This is a genomic window from Paracoccus sp. (in: a-proteobacteria) (assembly GCF_047973135.1).
Lineage (GTDB): Bacteria > Pseudomonadota > Alphaproteobacteria > Rhodobacterales > Rhodobacteraceae > Paracoccus.
On record NZ_JBKEBL010000044.1, the window covers coordinates 1 to 21,542 of the forward strand.

Sequence of the window (21,542 nt, forward strand, 5' to 3'; positions counted from 1 at the left end):
CGCAGCGCGATCCGCGAGGTCGGCAAGGTGATGGGGCTTTCCGAAGACGTGTGCGGGGCGATTGCCGCGACCCATTGGGGCAGCATGGAAGCGGATGTCGCCGAGGAGCGCGTGGCCGAGGCGGGACTGGACTGGCACGACCCGCATCTGCGCCGCACGGTCGCGCTGGCCCGCCAGCTGATCGGCATGCCGCGCCATTTGTCCCAGCATGTCGGCGGCTTCATCCTGACCCAAAGGCCGCTGACCGAAACGGTGCCGATCGGCAATGGCGCGATGGAGGATCGCACCTTCATCGAATGGGACAAGGACGACATCGAGGAGCTGGGCATCTTGAAGATCGACGTGCTGGCGCTGGGGATGCTGACCTGCATCCGCAAGGCGTTCGACCTGATGCGGCAGCACGAGGGGCGGGCGCTGACGCTGGCGGGCATCCCGCAAGAGGACGGCCCGACCTATGCGATGCTGCAAAGGGCCGATGCGGTGGGGGTGTTTCAGGTCGAAAGCCGCGCGCAGATGAATTTCCTGCCGCGTATGAAGCCTGCGACATTCTATGATCTGGTGATCGAGGTCGCCATCGTCCGCCCCGGCCCGATTCAGGGCGGCATGGTCCAGCCCTATATCAAGCGCCGTCAGGGGCTGGAAAAGGTCAGCTTTCCCTCGGACGCGCTGCGCGAGGTGCTGGGCAAGACCCTGGGCGTGCCGCTGTTTCAGGAACAGGCGATGCGGATCGCGGTGGTGGCCGCCGGGTTCACCGCCGAAGAGGCCGACCGCCTGCGCCGCAGTCTGGCCAGTTTCCGCCGCATGGGCACGGTGCATGAATTTCGCGATCCCTTTGTCGCGGGGATGCTGGCGAATGGCTATGACGCTGATTTCGCCGCCCGCTGCTTTTCGCAGATCGAGGGTTTTGCCGATTACGGTTTCCCCGAAAGCCACGCGGCGGCCTTTGCAATGCTGGCCTATGTCTCGGCCTGGCTGAAATGCCATCACCCGGCGGTCTTTGCCTGCGCGCTGCTGAACAGTCAGCCGATGGGCTTTTACGCCCCCGCCCAGATCGTCCGCGATGTGCGCGAACATGGGATCGAGGTTCGGCCCGTCTGCGTCAATAACAGCGAATGGGACAACACGCTGGAACGCCGCGCCGACGGGGTGCTGGCCCTGCGGCTGGGGTTCCGGCAGATCAAGGGCTTTCGCGAGGATCAGGCGATCCGCATTGCCACGTTGCGCGGCAATGGCTATCCCGATCCCGAAAACCTGTGGCTGCGCGCCGGCCTGCCCCCCGCCACGCTGGAGCGTCTGGCCGAAGCCGACGCCTTTGCGGGCATGGGGCTGACCCGCCGCGATGCGCTGTGGCAGGTGCGCGCGATCCGCGCGCCCGCGCCGCTGCCGCTGTTTTCCGACCCGCTGGATGGCGAGGGGTTGGCCGAGCCGGTGGCTGACCTGCCGCAGATGCAGCTTGGCGAAGAGGTGGTCGAGGATTACGTTGCCCTGCGCCTGTCACTGCGCGCGCATCCGATGGAACTGCTGCGCCCGTCGATCCCCGGTCTGACCCCGCATGCGGAACTGGCCAGGGTGCGGATGCCGCGCGTCTCGGTCTGCGGGCTGGTCATTACCCGGCAAAGGCCCGGCACGGCCTCGGGGGTGATCTTCCTGACGCTTGAGGATGAAACCGGCGTCAGCAATGTCGTGGTCTGGAACCGCATGTATCAGGCCAATCGCCGCGCGGTGATGGGCGGGCGGCTGCTGCGCGTGACGGGTCGGCTGGAACGCGCAGGCATCGTCACCCACCTGATCGCCGAGCGGATCGAGGATTTGTCGCATCGGCTTTCCGATCTTGGCCATCCGCTTGAGGACAGCGTCGGCCTGACCTCTCCGCAGGCCGACGACGCCCCGCGCCCCCGCCGCCCGCCCGCCCGCGCCATGCATCCGCGCGAACAGGCCAAGCGGCTGTTTCCCAGCCGGGATTTCCACTGATGCCAACGGGTTTGAAGGCGGACCCTGTGTCAGGCACGAATGGCAAGGCGGTTGCGGCGGGTACGGGTCATTCGCCGGGGCCGCAGGTGGAAATTTGCACTTCTCTGCGGCGCTCATGCGTGACCCGGCAGGGGGTACCGGTGCCGTCCAGGCAAACCGGAACCGGAATGCCCAAGCCGGAGGCGGTTCGGGCCAGCGGGGCAATTGATACGAAAAACCAGTCCGGCGATATAGCTGACGGAAGCCAATTTGATCATCAAATTGGCGCATAATCAGCGTGAAATCAATAGGTTACATTCAGGCAACATGATCACCTTCGGCGCGTCCGACCGGGCGGCAGCGGGCGGGCCGGGCTTTGCGCGGCCCGCATCCCCTTTTCCATGCCGCTCAGCGCTGGCGGATCTGGTGCAGCACGCGGGCCAGACCTCCATCGACCAGCACGAAACTTAGCCCGAAGCCCGTAGCGAAGCCGGCAATCTCGGCGATCCAGTCATAGCCCGCTCCGCCAGAGACGATTCCGAACACAAGCTGGAACATCAGCAATATCCCGATCAGCGAAAAGGCCCGCAACCGGTTCGCGTTCAGCGCCGTCAGCCGCATCCACAGCACGAAGGTAAAGACCCCCACCAGCCCGTAAACCGCCGGATAGCCACCGATCAGCGGCGCGGGCCAGTCGGGCAGGAACGACATGGCCAGCGTATAGACCAGCGCCCCGCCTGCCGCTGACCCCAGAAACAGCACGACCATGGCCCAGGGCCGGAACAGCCGGGCGACCATGTTCCCAAGGGCCAGCGTGAAGGCCAGCACGAACAGCGCCTGAAGCAGCGAATAATGGATGAAGGGATAGGTGAGGATGCGGCAGAGCTGGCTGAAATCGAGGGATTTCGTTTCCCACATGCGCCACAGCATCTCGGGTGCGAAGGCAGTTTTTTGCAGCCCCGCCAGCCGCAGCCCGACCCCTTCGGCCCCGCCGATCAAGCCCAGACGGCCAAGGCCGAACACCGCCTCGCTGGCAATGACCGGCATGGCCAGCAGCCAGACCACGGCGGGCAACTGGTTGAAAGGCGACTCGTTCATCCCGTCCTGCATCGGTTGTCCTTCCCGGTTGCGATCCGATCCGCCAACAGCTAAGCCACCCCGAAGCAAAATCCAAGCAGGCCAGACATGAGCGAGACGACCACATCGCGTTTTACGCCGCGCATCTTCTCGGGCATCCAGCCCTCGGGGGGGCTGACGCTGGGGAATTATCTGGGCGCACTCAAGCGCTTTGCTGCGTTGCAGGGACCAAAGGCCGAGACGATCTATTGCATCGTCGATCTGCATGCGATCACCGTCTGGCAGGATCCGGCGGTGCTGCACCGCAATATCCGCGAGGCGGCGGCGGCGTTTATGGCCTCGGGTGTCGATCCGGCGCAGTCGATCCTGTTCAATCAAAGCCAGGTCAGCGCGCATGCCGAATTAGCTTGGCTTTTCAACACGGTGGCCCGCGTCGGCTGGATGTACCGGATGACCCAGTTCAAGGACAAGGCAGGCAAGAACAGCGAAAATGCCAGCCTTGGTCTGCTGGCCTATCCGGCGCTGATGGCGGCTGACATTCTGGCCTATCAGGCGACCGCCGTACCCGTGGGCGAGGATCAGAAACAGCATCTGGAACTGACCCGCGACATCGCCGCCAAGTTCAACCACGATTACGGGATCGAGCATTTCCCCATCACCGAACCGCTGATCGAAGGCGTGGCCACCCGCGTCATGTCGTTGCGCGACGGGTCGCGGAAAATGTCGAAATCCGATCCGTCGGATGCAAGCCGGATCAACCTGACCGATGATTCCGACGCCATTGCCCAGAAAATCCGCAAGGCCCGGACCGATCCTGACCCGCTGCCCGCCAGCATGGAGGGCCTGAAGGACCGCCCCGAGGCGCGCAATCTGGTCAATATCTATGCCGCGCTGGCCGAGGAAAGCCCCGATCAGGTGCTGACCCGATTCGAGGGGCAGGGTTTTGGCGCCTTCAAGCCCGCGTTGGCCGAGCTGGCCGTATCGGTCCTGTCGCCCATCACCGCAAGGATGAGCGATTATATGGCCGACCCGGCCGAGATCGACCGCATCCTGGGCAAGGGGGCCATCCGTGCCGATGAGGTCGCGACCCCGATCCTTGACCGCACGAAAGAAATCATGGGCCTGCTCAGCAGCCGCCGCTGACGCCCTGCGCCGGTCGCTGCCCCGTCGCGATGGGCTCTATGCCGCCACAGGGGTTGCCACGGGTCAGCCGTCAACGCCGTTGGTATCATCCGGCGGTTCCGGCACGCTGCGGTCCCTGGCAGGCAGGGCGCGGGTGCCGCGCCGGTGCGACATCTGCCAGACAGGAAAACCGGCTGGCCGGGTCAGATCGGCACGGTTCCGATGCTTGCGCCGCCGCAGACGAACAGGGTCTGTCCGGTAATGAAACCGGCCTCGGGTTCGGCCAGGAACATGAAGGCGCGGGTTACGTCCGCAACCGTTCCAAGGCGACCTACCGGGATGCGGCTGGCCAGGCTGGCCTCTTGCGGGCTGTCCTTGGGGACGATGCCCCAGAAATTGTCGGTCAGGATCGGGCCGGGGGCGACGACATTCACGGTGATACCGTGTTCCGCCAGTTCCAGCGCCCATGTCCGCGCCATGCCGATCATCCCGGCCTTTGAGGCGGAATAGGCCGTGCGGGTCTTTGCCCCCAGCGCCGCGCGCGAGGCGTTGAACAGGATCCGCCCGAAGCGCCGTTTCTTCATCGCCGGAAGAAAAGCCTGCGTCAGCGTCAGCGCCGAGGCCAGATGAAGCTGCGTCAGGGCCAGCATATCCGCTGGCTGCGCGTCCTCGATCAGGTTCGGCAGGATGATACCCGCGTTATGGATGAAATGCGTCACCTCGTGCTGCGCGGCGATGTCGCCTGCCGCGCTGGCCACAGCCTGCGGGTCCGACAGGTCGCAGGTCACATGCTGCACCTCGGGCGCGTCGCCCGGATGACGGGCAAGCGACACCACGCGCCACCCGCGCGCCGTCATGGCAGCGGCCAGATCCGCGCCGATACCCTTGTTTCCGCCTGTGATGACAGCGGTATAGCCGGTCATGTTCTTATCCCCCAAAAGATCAAGGCTGACGTTTCTTCATGTGCCGCAGGTCATGGGTCGCAGGGTCGCCCAGCAGCGCCGCCGCCATTGCCTTCAGTTCGGCCCGCTGCAATTTGTTGGTGGGCGTCAGCGGCAAGGCATCGACCAGTGCGACATAGCCCGGCACCTTGTAATAGGCCAGTTGACCCAGAGCCCATTCGACCAGTTCCCGCGAATCCAGCGTGCCATTGGCCACGATGCAGGCGAATACCTCGTCACCGCGCAGTGCGTCAGGAACGGCGGCAACCCCGACCGAGGCGACCGCCGGATGCCGGATCAGCGCCGATTCGACCTCGACCGCGGCAATATTCTCGCCCGAGCGGCGGATGACGTTCTTCTTGCGATCGACGAAATGGATTTGCCCGTCAGGCGCGCGGCGAACGATGTCGCCGGTGTGGAACCATCCTTCGGCCCAGGCATCAGAGGTGGCCACCGGATCGGCCAGATATTCGCGGAAAAAACCCGCGCGGGGGTCCGGACCGCTGGCCCGGACCAGCAATTCACCCTGCGCGGGATCGTCGCCATCCGGTTCCAGCCGGTATTCCATTCCATCGCCGGGGCGCCCAAGCGCCGATTCGCCCACGCGGCGCGGTAACTGGCTGGCGGCGATCACCGCGCCCGCGCCGGTTTCGGTCATCGCCCATGCCTCGACCAAGGGAAAGCCGAAACGATCCTCGAACGCGGCATGCAGTTTCGAATCGACACCCGCGCCAAAGCCGAAACGCACCTGATGCGCGCGGTCAAGGCCGGTTTCCGTCAGGCCCATCAGCATCGAGGGCATGACGCCAAGGTAATGCACGCAGGTTGCGCCGCTGTCATGCACCGATTGCCACCAGCTTCGCGGGTGGAACCGGTCCAGAACGGTCAGACAGCCGCCGGTCGCGATCATTGCCATCAGCGAATAGGCCATGGCGTTCATGTGAAACACCGGCAACGGGGTCAGCATCCGTTCGCCATCGCTTCGCAGCGCGCACAGCCCGCCCTCGGCGGCGTACCACGCCCCCGCGCGCAGGAAATAGTCGTTGCTGAGAACACAGCCCTTTGGCTTGCCGGTACTGCCCGATGTGAACAGCACCGCCGTTTCGCACGCGCGGCCGGGGGCGTCGTCAAAGGCGGGATCGGCACCGATATGCGGGATCGGGTCGCCGGGCGCGATGATGACGCAGCCGGGGCAACCCTGTGACAGATCGTCATGACGGTCGGGCGTGGCGATTGCCAGAACCGGGCGGGTCAGCCCGGCCATATGGGTCAGTTCGGCGGCCCGCAGGTCGGGATTGACCGGCACGACCGAGGCCCCCAGCCCGTTCGCGGCGATCCAGTACAGAAAGAAATCCGGCCGGTTCTGCAATCCCAGCATGATCCGGTGCCCGGCCCGCAGCCCGGCCTTGCGCATATCATCGCGCAACGCCGTGATCCGTGATTGCGCGCCGGAATAGGTGATCTGACCCGCCGCGATGTCATAGATCGCGGCGGTTTCGGGCAGGATGTTCAGAAAGGGCCGCTCTGGCCATGCAGAGGCCGCCAGGGCAAATGCCGAGGCGACGTCATCGGCGTTCATCGGGTTCATGGAAGCAACTGGATATTTCCAAAGGCCGCGTCGCAATTCAGGATATCGACGCGCTTGCCCGCGATCCTGATCCCGTCAGGCGTGGCCTTCAGGTCATGGGTCACTGTCAGCGCCAGCAGGAACTGCTCGTCCAGGCGGGTTTCGATGTAATGCATCTTGGTGCGGACCTTTGCGCTGTCGCCGGTCAGTTCCTCGATTCGGGGGCGGTTCAGGACGTGATGGCAGCGGCTTTTCGGTTTCTGGCTGAAGGTCCGCGCGCCGTGCAGGCGTTCGATCCGCAGGCGCAGCATGAAATTATCCTCGTAAAGCAGCGAGGTTTCATTGACCGGATCCTGCTGGTTCCAGTTCAGCGGCATCCAATAGATCGCTTCGGGCAGCCACAGATCCAGCCATTCGTGATACTGGCCCTCATCCAGCATCCATGCCTCGTCATAGATGAAATCGACGACCTCGTCGCGGTTCATGCCGCACCCCCGATCATAAAGCGTTTCCAGGCGTCGAACTGGTTGCGCATCTGGCGTTCGGTGGTTCCGTTCAGCACCGCCTCTTGCGACAGATCCTCGCCTTCCTCGTAGAGGCGCTGGATATTCACCCATTCCAGCCCGTCCGACATCAACCCTTCCTGCGCGCGTTCGTACATTTCCAGATCGTCATGGCCCACCATTGACGTCGGCGCGTTGATCATGCGGTTATACATCGCCGTGCGGGCCGTCAGTTCGACAGGCGCGCCGTCGAGGGCGAAGATCCAGCTTTCCACCAGCGTCCGGTCGGCGGCCAGAGGGATGAAATTGCGCAATTGCTGGATCGGCCCCTTGATCATGATATTGGGGAAATAGACGGTGTTATGCCGGTTCTCGCCCAGGATCTGCGCCGCCCGTTCCTCGCCATAGGCACCGGACATCGCGTCCAGATAGCCCGGAATCTCGGAGTAATCGGAATGGATCGAGTGATGCACCCCGGTATGGCCGTGGCCGTTGGGCCATGTGCGGATGCCCATGTTTTCAAAGAACTCATAGGCCGACATGAAGGGGGCGATGATCTCCATCGCGGGGGGGGTGGGCGTGCCCTCGGGCTTGTCCATTTCCTCCCATATCTTCACCGCCGTTCCGGCGCTGGATTCATGGGCGACCATCGGGTGACAGGTATCGGTCTGGTTCTCGACCAGCATCTTCCAGTTGCACTTGTGCATATAGCGCAGCGGAGCGCCCACCACGGTCAGCGTTCCAACCGGTGAACGATCAACCATATTGTCCAGCGAGGACAGTGAATCGCCAAAGAACTCGTCGAACGGGATGCCCTCGGGGGCAAGCCGGGCAAAGACGAAGCCGCGATAGTTTTTCACCGCGCCGACCGGCGACAGGCCCTTTGCGGCCTCGGTCGTTTCCAGCCCGGTGCCCTCGTATCCCTTTTTCAGCGGAATCGCCAGCAGGCAGCCATCGGTCTTGAAGGACCAGGCGTGATAGGGGCAGCGAAAGAACTTGCCGGTATTGCCCGCCTTGTCGATCACGATCTTGGTGCCCTTGTGTGGGCAGCGGTTGTACAGGACGTGAATCTCGTTGTCGGTATGGCGCACCATCAGCAGCGGCTGGTCGCCGATCTGGGCGGTGATATAGTCGCCCTTTTTCGCGGTCTGGCTTTCGTGGCCGATATAGACCCAGCAATTCGGGAAAAGATGCTTCATCTCCAGCCGGAAAACCTCGGGGCTGGTATAGACGTCGCGGTGGACCTGCTGGGGACGGATCAGTTTCTCGATCCGGTCTTGCAATGCGGCGGTATCGGTCATGGCTGGCTCCTTTCGGTCAAAGGTCTAGCTTCAGGCGGTCGGACAGGGCGCGGCTGACGCAGATCTGCATCAGCTTGCCTGAGGCGCGTTCGTCCGCCGACAGTACCACGTCGCGGTGATCGGGCGTGCCTTCCAGCACATCTGTCTGGCAGATGCCGCAATCGCCGCGCTGGCAATCATAGATCAGATCGACGCCCGCATCCTCCAGCGCCTCGATGATGGTCTTGTCGGCAGGCACGGTGACAACCTGCCCGGTCGAGGCGATCTCGACTTCGAAGGCCTTGTCGCCGCTTTGATGCGAGGTATTTTCGAACAGCTCGGCATGGATTTGCGCATCGGGGCGGCCTGCGGCCTCCATCGCGGCGCGGGTGGCGTCGATCATCGGATTCGGGCCGCAGACATAGACATGCGCGGCGGGATCGGCGGTGGCGATCAGATCGGCCACGGCCAGCGGTGCGCCCGCCTGATCGTCGTAATGCAGGGTCAGTCTTTCGCCATGCGCAGCCGTCAGACGGTCGGCAAACGCGGCGGCGGCGGGCGAGCGGCTGGCGTAATACATGTGGAAATCGCGTCGGCTGGCGGACAGCGCCGTCGCCATTGAGATCAGCGGCGTCACCCCGATTCCCCCGGCCAGCAGGATCACCGGCGAATCACCCGGTTCCAGCGGAAAGTGGTTTTTCGGCACGCTCGCCGTAACCGCGTCGCCCGGTTGCAGCCCGTGCATGAAGCGCGATCCGCCCGCGCCGCCATCCTCGCGCCTGACGCCAAGGACATAACTGTCGGGCGCATCCGCCGTGCCGGAAAAATCGATCAGCGAATAGGCGTTATGCCCGCCGCCGGGTAGCGCGACCTCGATATGTGCGCCCGCGCCAAAGGCGGGCAGGCTGCCCCCGTCGGCCGGGGTCAGCCGGATTTCGCGGATCGGTTCGCCCACCTCACCGGCATGCTGCACAACTAGCTTAAGCTCGGTCAAATTGCCGCCCCCCTTCGCTGGCCTGTCGTTCCATGAAGTATCCGTGAGCGCGGGCCGCGCCGTCAAGCTTTAAATTTGAAGTAATGAAAATTCATAAATTACTTGCCTAAAATTCTTTCGGGTGGCAGGCTGATTCCCAGAATCGCCCCAGAGCGGGCCGCAACAGGGAAAGAACATGCGAATGAACAGACTGACGATAGCATCGGCGCTTGTCGCATTGACCTTGGCCACCTCGGGCGCAGCCCAGGCAGCCGAGACCACGCTGCGCCTGTCGAACTGGTTGCCGCCGTCGCATCCGGTGGTCAAGGACATCATGGTCCCATGGGCGCAGCAGGTCAGCGAGGCGACCGAGGGCCGGGTCGAGGTGCAGATCCTCGATGCACCTCTGGGGCCGCCGCCCGCGCATTTCGATCTGGTGTCCAGCGGTGCGGCTGATATCGGCTTTTCCGCCCACAGCTATACGCCGGGCCGGTTCACCCTGACCGAAATCGCGGAACTGCCCTTCCTGACCCCCTCGTCCGAGGCGAACTCGGTCGCGCTGTGGAATGTCTGGACAAACCTGCTGGCCGACAAGAACGAACATGCGGGTGTCAAGGTGCTGGCGCTGTTCGGGCATGGGCCGGGGCATCTGCTGACGACCGAACGCGCGGTCACGCCGCTGTCGGAACTGAAGGGCGCGAAAATCCGCGTTGCCGGTGCCGTGACCGATCAGCTTGTACAGGGTCTGGGCATGGTGTCGGTGCAGGCGCCATCGTCGGAAAGCTATGAATTGCTGTCGAATGGCGTCGCGGACGGGATCGTGTTCCCGTACGAGTCGGTACCGTTCTTCAAGCTGGACGGCATCCTGAAAAACGCCCTGCGGGTCGAGGGCGGGCTTTATAACGTCTCGTTCTTCATGGTCATGAATCAGGCCCGTTTCGACAGCCTGTCCGAGGCGGATCGCGCCGCCATCGACAAGGTCTCGGGCGAGGCGCTGGTGCGTATGGCGGGCAAGGCCTGGGATGCGGCGGATGCGGCGGGGCTGGCCACGCTGGAGGGCAAGGTGAATTTCCACGACGTCACCCCCGAGGAACATGCGGCGATCGAGGCGACCGCGCAGACCATCTATGACCGCGTGCGCAAGGGATACGAGGCCAAGGGTGCCGATTTCGATGCCGCGCTGGCGATGTTCAAGGACGAACTGGCGAAGGAGCAGCAATGAACGTCCACACGCTGCGGATGCATGTGCGAACGGCATCCGCGATCATTCTGGGTGTCATGCTGATCGCGTTGACCTGTATCACCGTGCTGGATGTGTCTGGCCGGTATCTGTTCAACGCGCCGCTGCCCGGAGGGGCTGAACTGACCGAATTGCTGGTCATGGGTGTGATCTTCGCCGGCCTGCCCGCCATCAGTCTGGATGACGGGCATGTCACCGCCGACCTGCTGGCGCAGCGCCTTGGCGCAGGCGGCAAGGCCGTGCAACTGGCCCTTGCCCGCGCGGCGGCGGTGATCGTGCTGGCGATCGTCTCGGTCGAGATGTGGCAGCATGGCGCAAGGCTGTCGGGCTATAACCAGACGACGGTTTACCTGCAAATCCCGGTCGGCCCGGTCGCGCAGGCCGCCGCCGTCATTTGCGCCGTGTCCGCCGTGATCGTGGCGGTACTTGCCGTGACCCGTGCCCCGCACGGAAGCTAGGGAAGATTTGGATGGATTGGCCACTGGGTACTGCAATCCTTTTCGCGCTGCTGTTTTCGGGCATTCCCATCGGGTTTGCACTGACTCTGGTCGGCTTTGTCGGCGTGGCCAGCCTCATCGGCATTGACCCGGCGCTGGCGATGATCGGGCAGGTCTATGTGGACAGCGGTCGCAGCTATACGCTGTCGGTGGTGCCACTGTTCCTGCTGATGGGCAACATGATCGTGCAATCGGGCATCGCGGACGAGATTTTCGATGCCGCGAACGCCTGGCTGCGCCACCGCCGGGGCGGGCTGGCCATGGCGACCATCGTGGCCTGCGGCGGCTTTGGCTCGGTCTGCGGATCGTCGCTGGCGACGGCGGCGACGATGGGCCGGATCGCGTTGCCCGCGATGCGGCGCTATGGTTATTCCGACGAGCTGGCGACCGGCTCCATCGCGGCGGGCGGAACGCTGGGGATCATCATTCCGCCATCGGTGATTCTGGTGATCTATGGCATCCTGACCCAGCAGGACATCGGCAAGCTGTTCCTTGCCGGGATCGTGCCGGGGCTGATGGGGATCATCGGCTATATGCTGGCGGTGCGGCTGTCGCTGGCCATGCATGCCGAAAAGATCGAATCCCTTCCGCGCCTGTCCCTGACCCAAAGGCTGGTGGCGACGCGCGGGGTCGCGCCGGCGCTGGCACTGTTCGGCTTTGTCCTGGGCGGCATCTATCTGGGCGTCTTTACCGCGACCGAGGCGGCGGGCATGGGCGCGGGGGCCTCGATCCTGCTGGCGGCGATGCGGCGCAAGCTGACCCTGCGCGACACGCTGAACACCCTGTTCGAGACCGGCAAGACCACCGCCGTCATGTTCTTTGTGCTGTTCGGCGCGCTGTATTTCCTGAACTATGTGAACCTGTCGGGGCTTTCGACCGATATTCGCGGCTGGATTCTGGGGCTGGACATGCCGCCGGTCGGAGTGATCCTGATGATCATGCTGTTGCTGCTGGTTCTGGGCAGCCTGCTGGAAAGCCTGTCGATGGTGATGCTGGTCACGCCGATCCTGTTTCCCATCGTGACGGCGCTTGGCTTTGACGCGATCTGGTTCGGGGTGTTCCTTGTCGTGGCGACGGAACTCAGCTACATCACCCCTCCGATGGGGATGAACGTCTTTGTGCTGCGGGTGGTCGCGCGCGATGTGCCTGTCGGCCGGATATTCCGGGGTGTGGTTCCCTTTGTCGTGATGGATCTGGTGCGATTGATCCTGCTGATCGCCTTTCCCGTTCTGGCGCTTGCCATTCCCCGGTCAATGTAGTGACGGGGCGGGATGACCGACAAGACGGACAGTGACGATTTTCTGAACAATTACACCCTGTTCGTGATGGCCATGGCCAGCACGCATGTCAGCGAGGGCTTTCACCGAATCGCCGCCGAACAGGGCCTCAGCGTGCCGGAATGGCGGGTGCTGGCCTGCCTTTATGACCGCAAGTCGGCGACCGTCAACGAACTGGCGCGGCTGTCCCTGATGGAACAGTCGCGCCTGACGCATCTGATCGGGCGGATGCAGGCACGCGGGCTGGTCGATCGTCGCCGCAGCCCGCAGAACCGTCGTCAGGTGCTGGTCTGGCTGTCCGATGAGGGGCTTTCGCTGGCGACGGAACTGGTCGCGCAGGCCAGGGCACATGAACAGCGGCAGGTCATCGACAGGCTTGGAGAGCGCGGGACCGCGCAATTGCATAAACTATTGTGGAAATTGATGCTCTGAAACGCCTGTTTTATACAAAATTGTATAACAGTATAGTTCAGAGTTGCTTGACAATGGCGGTCAGGGGCGCGCTATTGCCACACGGGAAATTGACCCCGCGTGAATCGGATGCGCAGACATCCCGGCACCGGGGACAACAGGGACTAAGATGACGGACACAGCATGCGCGCCGCTTCTTTCGGTGCAGAATCTCAGCGTCGCTTTCGGCGGCAATTCGGTCATCCACGATCTCAGCTTTTCGGCACCTCAGGGGCGCACGGTCGCGATTGTCGGGGAAAGCGGATCCGGCAAAAGCGTGACATCGCTTTCGATCATGCGGCTGGCGGATCTGGCGGGGGCGAAATTCACCGGCGGGCGCATCATGTTCCAGTCGCGCGACGGTGATATCGACCTGCTGTCCATCGGTCAGGAACAGGCGCGGCATATTCGCGGCAACCAGATCGGGATGATCTTTCAGGAACCGATGACCTCGCTGAACCCGGTATTCACCATTGGCGACCAGATCGCCGAGGTGCTGATGCTGCACGAGGATCGCAGCAAGGCCGATGCCCTGAACGAGGCCGAGCGGCTGCTGAATCTGGTGCGGCTGCCCGATGCGCGGGGGATGCTGAAGCGTTATCCGCATCAGTTGTCGGGGGGGATGCGGCAGCGGGTGATGATCTCGATGGCGCTGGCCTGTCGTCCGCAACTGCTGATCGCGGATGAACCCACGACAGCGCTGGACGTGACCATTCAGGCGCAGATCCTGTCGATCCTGCGCGATCTTCAGGCCGAACTGGGCATGTCGGTGATCTTTATCACGCATGACATGGGCGTCGTGGCCGAGATTGCCGATCATGTCGTGGTGATGTGGAACGGCCGCAAGGTCGAGGAAGGCCCCGTGACCGAGGTTTTCGCCAATCCGCGCCATCCCTATACCCAGACCCTGCTGGCCGCGATTCCGCGCCTTGGGCAGATGAAGGGCGAACCCCTGCCGGTGCGTATGCCGCTGACCGTGCTTGAGGATGGCAAGCCGCGTCAGGTCGGTGAACGGCATGTGCAGGATACGGCCCGCCTGTCCGAGGATCCGCTGATCCGCGTGCAGAATCTGTCGGTGCGTTTCGACGTGAAAAAGACATGGCTGGGCAAGGTCACGCATTACGTGCCCGCCGTCACCAATGTCAGCTTCAATATCCACCCCGGCGAGACACTGGCGCTGGTGGGGGAAAGCGGCTCGGGCAAATCGACCATCGCGCGCACGATCATGCAGCTGAACCCGCCTTTCGCGGGCGATGTCAGCTTTGACGGCAAACCCATGTCGCGGATGGGGCTGGCCGAACGCCAAAGCCTGCGCCGCGAAATCCAGTATATCTTTCAGGATCCCTTCGCCTCGCTTGACCCGCGCAAGACTGTCGGCTGGTCGATTGCCGAACCGATCCGCACTCATGGCCTGCTGGATAACAGCCGCGATATTGGCCTGCGCGTGGGCGAGCTGCTGGAACGGGTGGGGCTGCCCGCCTCGGTCGCGGGGCGCTATCCGCATCAGTTTTCCGGCGGCCAGCGGCAGCGGATCTGTATCGCCCGCGCCCTGGCCAGCAAGCCGCGCCTGATCATCGCCGACGAGGCGCTGTCGGCGCTGGACGTGTCCATTCAGGCGCAGGTGATCAACCTGTTCATGGATCTGCAAAAGGACGAGGGGCTGGCCTATCTGTTCGTCAGTCATGACATGGCCGTGGTCGAAAAGATCAGCCATCGCGTCGCCGTTCTGTATCTGGGGCAGATCATGGAACTGGGCAGCCGCGCGCAGGTCTTTGAGAACCCCTCGCACCCCTATACGCGCCGGCTGCTGTCAGCCGTTCCCGTGGCCGACCCGACGCGCCGGCCCGACCGGACCGCGCTGGAGGGTGAGGTGCCATCCACAACACGCAGGGCGGGCGATGAGCCCGTTTCCGTCATCATGAACGAACTGGCACCCGGCCATTTCGTCGCGAATACCTGATACCGGAGGAACAAGTCCCATGAAGAAATCCCTGACCGCAACCGCGCTGGCGCTGATCCTGTCGGCCGGCGCATTTGCCGCGCCCGCGCTGGCCGAAGGCAAGCTGACCGTCTCGTCCCCGCAGGATCCGGGAAGCTGGGATCCGATCGACACGATCATGGTGACCTGGGCATCGCTTGCGACCAACATCTTCGAAGGGCTGACCTATCGCGGCCCCGACATGAAGCTGGTGCCCGGCCTTGCGACCTCGTGGGAAGAACAGGAGGATGGCAAGCGCATCCGTTTCCACCTGCGCGAAGGCGTGACCTTCCAGAACGGCGAACCCTTCAACGCCGAGGCGGTGAAATTCTCGTTCGAGCGTCTGTTGGGCGAGGAAGGGGCCAAGGGTCCGCAGCAGGCCAACTATACCGCCATCGAAAAAGTCGAGGTGGTTGACGATCTGACCGTCGATTTCATCCTGAAACAGCCCGATCCGGTGCTGCTGACCAAGCTGGCCGGTTACGGTGCGATGATCGTGCCGCCGAAATACTATGCCGAGGTCGGCGATGCCGAATTCAACATGAAGCCCATCGGCACCGGGCCGTTCAAAATGCTGTCCTACGAGCCCAAAGTCGGCGTCAAGATGGAGGCTTTTGCCGATTACTGGGGCGGTGCGCCGAAGCTGTCGGAACTGGAATATCGCTTCATCGCGGAACCGGCGACTGCCGTTGCCGAATTGCAATCGGGACGTGTCGATCTGATCATTCCGCCGACCATCCCCATCGGCATGATTCCCACCATCGAGGCTGACAGCGATCTTGCCATCGTCTCGACCGCCGGTCCGACGGTGACGGCGCTGCGGTTCAACACCAGGAACGGCATCACCAAGGACGCGAATGTCCGCAAGGCGTTGATCATGGCGGTTGATCGCGAAACCATAGTCAGCACGATCCTTGCCGGTCAGGCGCAGACCATCGCCTCGTTCCAGGGCAAGGATTCCTTTGGCTACAGCGCCGATCTGAAGCAATTGCCCTATGATCCCGATGCCGCGAAAAAGCTGCTTGACGAGGCGGGCGTCCAGTCCGGCGCGACGGTCGAGATCACCACGCGCGGCAACGACGCCACCTTCAACGAGGTCGCGCAGGCCGTGGCCGCCTATCTGTCGGTGGTGGGCATCAACGCGACGATCAAGCCCTATGAGGCAAACGTCCTGTCCAACGACATCATCCCGCAGGGCAAGACCGGAGAGATGTTCCAGCAGGGCTGGGGGGGCTGGACTTTCGATTATGACAACACCGCCTATGCGTTGTATCATTCGGGCCAGAAATGGAACCCCTATGACAATGACCCGGAAATGGACAAGATGCTTGAGGCGCAGCGTCCCATGACCGACCGGGCCAAGCGCGAAAAGATGTTGCAGGACATCGCGGCCTATGCTGCCGATCACGCGCTTGAGATGCCGCTGTACAACATGAACGCACTTTTCGCGATCAACAAGCGGGTCGAGGGCTTTGTTCCCGCCCCGGACAGCCGGCTGAAGCTGAACGAAGTGTCGGTCAAGTAGATCGCGCCATGATGACCGGCCGGCCCTGTCGCGGGCCGGCCCCTGAAGTTTTTCGAAAAGCGAGGCGCCTGGCATGGCCGGATTCCTGGTAAAACGTCTGCTACAGGCTGCGTTTGTCGTGGTCGTGGTGACGCTGATCGTCTCTTTCGCGGTGCGTCTGACGGGCGATCCCGCGATGATGATCGCGTCAGGCGCGACCGAAATCACCGAGGCCGATCTGGCCCGCATCCGCGAGGGGCTGGGCCTGAACGAGCCCTTCCTCACCCAGTATCTGAACACGCTGTCGGGCCTGTTCACCTGGGATTTTGGCCGAAGCTTCGTGGGCGGCACTCCGGTTTCGCTGCTGATCAGCTCGGCTTTGCCCGCGACTTTGTGGCTGGCCTTCTGTTCGATGGGCGTGTCGATCTTTCTGTCGATCCCGCTGGGGATCTGGGCCGCCGTGCACAAGGGCAGATGGGTCGATCAGGTGATCCGCGTCCTGTCGCTGGTCGGACTGTCCTTTCCGAACTTTTGGCTGGCGACGATGCTGGTGCTGCTGTTCTCGATCACGCTGAAACTGCTGCCCCCCAGCGGCATGCACGGTTTCGCGTCGTTCATCATGCCCGCGACGACGATGGGCGTGATCCTGACCGCCACCAATGTCCGGCTGGTGCGCACCGCCATGCTGGAGGTGCTGAACTCGCAATACATCATGGTCGCCCGCGCCAAGGGGCTGAGCGAAAATACCGTGCTGTACAAACACGCGCTGCGCAACTGCGCCATTCCCCTGATCACCTATATGGGCCTGCAATTCGGCGGTCTTCTGGGCGGGGTGGTCGTGATCGAGCGTGTGTTCAACTGGCCTGGCATGGGCTCGCTTGCCTTTGATGCCGTGGCCGCGCGGGACTATCCGGTCCTGCAATCCGTGATCATGATCATGTCCACCATGATCGTGATGGTCAATCTGCTGGTCGATATCGCCTATGGGCTGATCGACCCCCGCATCCGGACAGAGTGAACCATGGCCGCCTTGACCAAATCCCGCTTCTTTTCGCTGGAATTCATCCTTGGTGCCGGAATTGTTCTGGTGATCGGCATGCTGGTGCTGCTGTCTGGCTGGTTGTTTCCCGATGTCGGCAAGATCGACCTGACCGCGCGCCTGCTGCCGCCCTTTGCGCAGACCGGGCATCCGTTCGGCACCGACCCGCTTGGCCGCGACGTGCTGGCCAAGGTGGTGGTCGGGGGCCGGATTTCGCTGATGGTGGGCTTTCTGTCGGTCGCGGGCGCGGTGGTCCTGGGCGTGGTGATGGGGCTGGTCACGGGCTATTACCGGGGTGTCTGGGACGTGATCCTGATGCGCTTTGCCGATGTGCAGCTGGCGCTGCCCTTCATCCTGCTGGCGATCACCGTGATTGCGGTGGTGGGCGGCAGTCTGGTCAACACGATCGTGCTGCTGATCGTATCGCAATGGGTGCAATATGCGCGGCTGGTCCGTGCGCAGGTGTTGGCGCTGCGCGAACGCGAATTTGTGCTGGCGGCGCAGGCCATCGGGGTCAAGAACCGCAATATCCTGTTCAGTCATCTGTTGCCCAACCTGCTGGGACCGGTGATCGTGCTGATGACGCTGAACGTCGCCAACAACATCCTGCTGGAAAGCAGCCTGACCTTTCTTGGCCTTGGCGTCGATCCGACCATCCCAAGCTGGGGCGGCATGCTGGCCGAGGGGCGAACCTATCTGCAATCGGCCTGGTGGGTCAGTGTCTTTCCGGGGGTCGCGATCCTGCTGACGGTGCTGGGGCTGAACCTTTTGGGCGACTGGCTGCGCGATCTGCTTGACCCGACCGGACGGACCGAGCGGTGATCATCCATCAGCTAACCCTGCCGCGCACGCTGGACGGGCTTGTCGCGCGCTTTGCCGATGCGCCCGCCGGAACCCGGATCGAGGCCTGGACCTTTGACGACCGCGCCGCCCGCCACCGGGCCGAGGGGGCGCTGGCGGTCCATGGCGTGACGGCGCGCTTTCGCCCCGCCTACAAGCCGATCCTGGCGTTTTTCCGCGAAGAGGCGCGGCCCGGCTTTACCTCTGTGCGGATTGCCTATCCGGTCCACCCTGCCGCCATCGCCAGCCGTTTTCTGCTGGAAAGCTATCCTCTGGCGGCGCTGCTGGCCCCGGTGGTGCCGGAACTGGTCGCTGGCGACAGCGATTGCGACTATGTGGTCACGCTGACCTATCCCGAAGGTGCCGAGACGCATCGCGTGTTTGCCCCCAACCGCCAGCATCACGACCCCGAGGGGGTTGCGATGCTGTCTCCCTGTGGCTGGCTGCGGGTGGACGGGCAACCTGAACCGCTGGCGACGGATTACGAGACGCTGTTCCATGCCACCCTGGCGGCGGTGGCCGCGCATGACTGGGGCGACGAGCCTTATTTCGAGGAACTGAACCTCGCTGTGACCCTGCCTGCCGCCGATGAGCCGCTGGGTCATGATGACGAGGCGCAAAGCCTGCAAGAGGCGATGCACGAGGATCTGTATTTCTCGCTGTTGGAATATTTCAGCCGCAGGTCAGGCCGCGCTCCGGGGGATCGCGGTCTACAGCCCGGCCAGATCGTGCCGCTGGTCACGCAGGGCGATCCGGCGGTCGTGGTGTCGCTGTGCCCGCTGGCCCGCGCCCCGCGCGAGGCTGCGTGGCAGGTGCCGGACCGTGCCACCGCCGCGCTGTCCATGGCGCAGATCCACGACGAACTGGCCACCCTTGGCGGAGAAGAGTTTACCGCCCAAAGCCGCGCAGGCCGGGTGATCGAGGCGCGGCATCTTGCCGGAACCGGTGTGCCGGTGATGATCTCGGCGGGGCAGCACGCGAATGAGACCAGCGGCATCGTCGGTGCGCTGCGTGCCGCCCGCCACCTGCGCGACGCGGGCGCGCATTTCACCATCTCGCCACTGGAAAATCCCGACGGCTATGCGCTGCATGGCCGCCTGACGGCCGACAATCCGCGCCACATGCACCACGCCGCGCGTTATACCGCCTTTGGCGACGACCTGGAATATCGCAGCGATCCCGACCGGCTGTTCGAACAGGCCATCCGCCGTCAGGCCGAGGCGCTGACCGGTGCCGGGCTGCATCTGAACCTGCATGGTTATCCGGCCCATGAATGGACACGCCCCCTGTCGGGCTATGTTCCGCGCGGCTTTGCCATGTGGACGCTGCCCAAGGGGTTCTTTCTGGTGCTGCGCCATCATACCGGGTGGGACGAGACCGCGCTTGCTCTGGCCGGGGCCGTGACCGCCGAACTGGCGACCATGCCCGGCCTGATGGCGATGAACGCGCGGCAGATCGGGCTTTACGGCATCCATGCGGGCGAGACCGGGTTTCAGATGATCAACGGCTTTCCCTGCCTGATTGGCTGCGACGACCGGCACCGGGTTCCGTTGACGCTGATTACGGAATATCCGGATGAAACCATCTATGGCGACGATTTCATCGCCGCACATGAGGCGCAGGCCCGCACGGTCCTTGCCGCCCATGCCGCATGGCAGCAACTGGCTTTGGCGCGGCAGATCGCCTGAGCCGGGGTCAGACCTCTCCCTCAAGGCGCTTGCGCAATTCGCGCAGGACGGGCAGCGCGCCGCGGACGCGTTCGGCACCGATGTCGCGCACGACCTCAGAGATGAGGGGCATGAAGGCGGCAATGGCGTCGTCGCGGGCGGCACGTCCTGCCGGGCTGATCGAGACGAATTTGCGCCGCGCGTCGTCCCAGTCGGGGCGGATATGGATATGGCCTGCCCATTCCAGCCGTGACAGGGTGTTGGTCATCGCCCCGCGCGTGACGTGAAACGCCTCGGCCAGTTGCGCGGGGGTGCGTTCCTCGTTCACATGGGCCAGCAGGTTCAGCACCGAGAAATGCGAAATCTGCATGCCGCGCGGCAGGGCGCGGCTGATCAGGTTGCGCGACAACTGGTCGGCAATGAAAACTTCGGCGAACAGGCTTGCGGCCAGCGGGTTGGCCTCTTCTTCCTGCTCGGCTTCGGTCATTGTCGTGTTCATGGGCTCACGGTCCTTCGAACGGACGATCATGGATCAGCGACGGGATGCGCGAACGTGCCCTGTCCACGGCCTTCAGGTCAAGATGCAGGACGGTCACGCCGGGCAGGGTTCCGGCATCAGCCAGAACCTGCCCCCAAGGATCGACGGCCAGCGAATGCCCGTGGCTGCGGCGGGGCTGGCGGTCGGGCGAATGCGGGGCGGGGTGGCTGCCGCATTGGGCGGGGGCAAGGACGAAACAGCCGTTCTCGATGGCGCGGGCGCGCAGCAGCACCTCCCAGTGGGCCTTGCCGGTGGTCGGGCTGAAGGCCGAGGGCACGGTCAGGATGCGCGCGCCCGCCTGTGCCTGACGGCGGTAAAGTTGCGGAAAGCGCAGGTCATAGCAGATGGTCATGCCGATGGGCACGTCCGCCGCTTGGGTCAGAACGGCGCGGTCGCCGGGCCGGTAGGCCGCGCTTTCGCGATATTGCTCGGTCTCTGAAATGGTGACATCGAACATGTGCAGCTTGTCATAGCGCGCCGCGATCTGACCTTGCGGGTTGATCAGCAGGCTGCGATTGACAAAGCGCTCGTCGCCGGGATCGTTGCTTTTCAGCGCCAGAGACCCGATCAGCAACCAGATCCCCCCTGCCCGCGCCTCGGCCCTGAGCGCGGTAAGCGTGGGGTCACGGGCCTCGGGCTGAAGGACGCCCGCCTGCCATTTGCGATCGGGGGACAGCAGATTTGTCGCCTCGGGGGTCAGCACCAGCCTGGCCCCGCGCGCCACCGCCTCGCGAATCATTTGCTGTGTTTCGTGCAGATTGGCCGCCGGATCGTCGCCGACTGTCATCTGCAACATGGCCACGGTCAGGCCCGCAGGCGTGGTCATGCGGCATCGCCCCCAAGCAACGGGTCCAGCTTGCCCGCAGCGTCCAGCGCATGCAGATCGTCGCAACCGCCGATATGGGTTTTGCCGATGAAAATCTGGGGAACGCTGCGCTTGCCACAGGCGCGCCTTGTCATCGCGGCGCGGCGTTCGGGATGGTCCGCGACATCGATTTCGGTGAAATTCACGCCCTTTGTCCGCAACAACTGCTTGGCGGCAAGGCAAAAGGGGCAGGTTGGGGTAGTGTAGATTTCAACAGTCGGATCAGAAACCATG

The 21,542-nt window shown here is 63.7% G+C and carries 20 protein-coding genes; 11 read left to right on the top strand and 9 right to left on the bottom strand.

The features are described from left to right. On the top strand, positions 1–1,971 hold a 1,971-nt coding region (locus ACK5L9_RS04315; protein ID WP_416910217.1), incomplete at its 5' end, for an OB-fold nucleic acid binding domain-containing protein. 387 nt (positions 1,972–2,358) lie between these two features. On the opposite strand, the gene ACK5L9_RS04320 is transcribed toward ACK5L9_RS04315, so the two are convergent. Continuing rightward, entirely contained in the window at positions 2,359–3,060 is a 702-nt protein-coding gene (locus ACK5L9_RS04320; RefSeq protein WP_416910218.1) for a rhomboid family intramembrane serine protease, read from the bottom strand. A gap of 75 nt (positions 3,061–3,135) precedes the next feature. On the opposite strand from ACK5L9_RS04320, the gene trpS reads away from it, so the two are divergent. Continuing rightward, on the top strand, positions 3,136–4,170 hold the full coding sequence (gene trpS, locus ACK5L9_RS04325) for a tryptophan--tRNA ligase (RefSeq protein WP_416910219.1): 1,035 nt from the start codon (positions 3,136–3,138) through the stop codon (positions 4,168–4,170). A gap of 182 nt (positions 4,171–4,352) precedes the next feature. On the opposite strand, the gene ACK5L9_RS04330 is transcribed toward trpS, so the two are convergent. From ACK5L9_RS04330 to ACK5L9_RS04350, 5 genes are read right to left on the bottom strand one after another with little or no spacing between them, the layout of a single operon-like run. Further along, positions 4,353–5,072 (bottom strand): SDR family NAD(P)-dependent oxidoreductase, encoded by a 720-nt coding sequence (locus ACK5L9_RS04330; RefSeq protein ID WP_416910220.1) that lies wholly within the window; start codon positions 5,070–5,072, stop codon positions 4,353–4,355. Between the two features lie 19 nt (positions 5,073–5,091). Next, positions 5,092–6,669: an AMP-binding protein gene (locus ACK5L9_RS04335; protein ID WP_416910221.1), complete on the bottom strand. Its 1,578-nt coding sequence runs from the start codon at positions 6,667–6,669 to the stop codon at positions 5,092–5,094. Positions 6,670–6,674: 5 nt separating this feature from the next. Then, the gene (locus ACK5L9_RS04340) at positions 6,675–7,142 is read right to left on the bottom strand and encodes an aromatic-ring-hydroxylating dioxygenase subunit beta (protein WP_416910222.1); all 468 of its coding nucleotides are present in this window, start codon (positions 7,140–7,142) and stop codon (positions 6,675–6,677) included. Next, the gene (locus ACK5L9_RS04345) at positions 7,139–8,461 is read right to left on the bottom strand and encodes an aromatic ring-hydroxylating dioxygenase subunit alpha (RefSeq protein WP_416910223.1); all 1,323 of its coding nucleotides are present in this window, start codon (positions 8,459–8,461) and stop codon (positions 7,139–7,141) included. The genes ACK5L9_RS04340 and ACK5L9_RS04345 overlap by 4 nt, the downstream gene beginning before the upstream one ends. 16 nt (positions 8,462–8,477) lie before the next feature. Further along, positions 8,478–9,434: a PDR/VanB family oxidoreductase gene (locus ACK5L9_RS04350; protein WP_416910224.1), complete on the bottom strand. Its 957-nt coding sequence runs from the start codon at positions 9,432–9,434 to the stop codon at positions 8,478–8,480. A 181-nt stretch (positions 9,435–9,615) separates the two neighbouring features. Here ACK5L9_RS04350 and ACK5L9_RS04355 point away from each other — a divergent pair, with 181 nt between their 5' ends. From ACK5L9_RS04355 to ACK5L9_RS04395, 9 genes are all read left to right on the top strand, one after another. Further along, a complete protein-coding gene (locus tag ACK5L9_RS04355; protein ID WP_416910225.1) occupies positions 9,616–10,635 on the top strand; it encodes a TRAP transporter substrate-binding protein in 1,020 nt (339 codons plus the stop codon). Further along, complete coding sequence (locus tag ACK5L9_RS04360) at positions 10,632–11,111, top strand: TRAP transporter small permease (protein WP_416910226.1); 480 nt, start codon at positions 10,632–10,634, stop codon at positions 11,109–11,111. The genes ACK5L9_RS04355 and ACK5L9_RS04360 overlap by 4 nt, the downstream gene beginning before the upstream one ends. An 11-nt stretch (positions 11,112–11,122) precedes the next feature. Further along, the gene (locus ACK5L9_RS04365; RefSeq protein ID WP_416910227.1) at positions 11,123–12,409 is read left to right on the top strand and encodes a TRAP transporter large permease; all 1,287 of its coding nucleotides are present in this window, start codon (positions 11,123–11,125) and stop codon (positions 12,407–12,409) included. Positions 12,410–12,421: 12 nt separating this feature from the next. After that, entirely contained in the window at positions 12,422–12,859 is a 438-nt protein-coding gene (locus ACK5L9_RS04370) for a MarR family winged helix-turn-helix transcriptional regulator (protein WP_416910229.1), read from the top strand. Between the two features lie 148 nt (positions 12,860–13,007). Beyond that, on the top strand, positions 13,008–14,837 hold the full coding sequence (locus tag ACK5L9_RS04375; RefSeq protein WP_416910230.1) for a dipeptide ABC transporter ATP-binding protein: 1,830 nt from the start codon (positions 13,008–13,010) through the stop codon (positions 14,835–14,837). A gap of 19 nt (positions 14,838–14,856) precedes the next feature. Continuing rightward, positions 14,857–16,380: an ABC transporter substrate-binding protein gene (locus ACK5L9_RS04380; protein WP_416910231.1), complete on the top strand. Its 1,524-nt coding sequence runs from the start codon at positions 14,857–14,859 to the stop codon at positions 16,378–16,380. 73 nt (positions 16,381–16,453) lie between these two features. After that, positions 16,454–17,377, top strand: coding sequence for an ABC transporter permease (locus ACK5L9_RS04385; protein ID WP_416910232.1), 924 nt, complete (start codon positions 16,454–16,456; stop codon positions 17,375–17,377). A gap of 3 nt (positions 17,378–17,380) precedes the next feature. Beyond that, complete coding sequence (locus tag ACK5L9_RS04390; RefSeq protein ID WP_416910233.1) at positions 17,381–18,220, top strand: ABC transporter permease; 840 nt, start codon at positions 17,381–17,383, stop codon at positions 18,218–18,220. Further along, positions 18,217–19,926: a peptidase M14 gene (locus ACK5L9_RS04395; protein WP_416910234.1), complete on the top strand. Its 1,710-nt coding sequence runs from the start codon at positions 18,217–18,219 to the stop codon at positions 19,924–19,926. The genes ACK5L9_RS04390 and ACK5L9_RS04395 overlap by 4 nt, the downstream gene beginning before the upstream one ends. Positions 19,927–19,933: 7 nt before the next feature. Here ACK5L9_RS04395 and ACK5L9_RS04400 read toward each other — a convergent pair whose 3' ends face one another. From ACK5L9_RS04400 to grxC, 3 genes are read right to left on the bottom strand one after another with little or no spacing between them, the layout of a single operon-like run. Then, complete coding sequence (locus ACK5L9_RS04400; protein WP_416910235.1) at positions 19,934–20,404, bottom strand: MarR family winged helix-turn-helix transcriptional regulator; 471 nt, start codon at positions 20,402–20,404, stop codon at positions 19,934–19,936. A 4-nt stretch (positions 20,405–20,408) separates the two neighbouring features. Beyond that, positions 20,409–21,269 carry a carbon-nitrogen hydrolase family protein gene (locus ACK5L9_RS04405; RefSeq protein ID WP_416910236.1) on the bottom strand — a complete coding sequence of 287 codons (861 nt, stop codon included), beginning with the start codon at positions 21,267–21,269 and terminating at the stop codon, positions 20,409–20,411. Beyond that, positions 21,266–21,541 (bottom strand): glutaredoxin 3, encoded by a 276-nt coding sequence (gene grxC, locus ACK5L9_RS04410; protein ID WP_416910237.1) that lies wholly within the window; start codon positions 21,539–21,541, stop codon positions 21,266–21,268. Before grxC ends, ACK5L9_RS04405 begins: the two co-directional genes overlap by 4 nt. Position 21,542 lies beyond the last annotated feature (1 nt).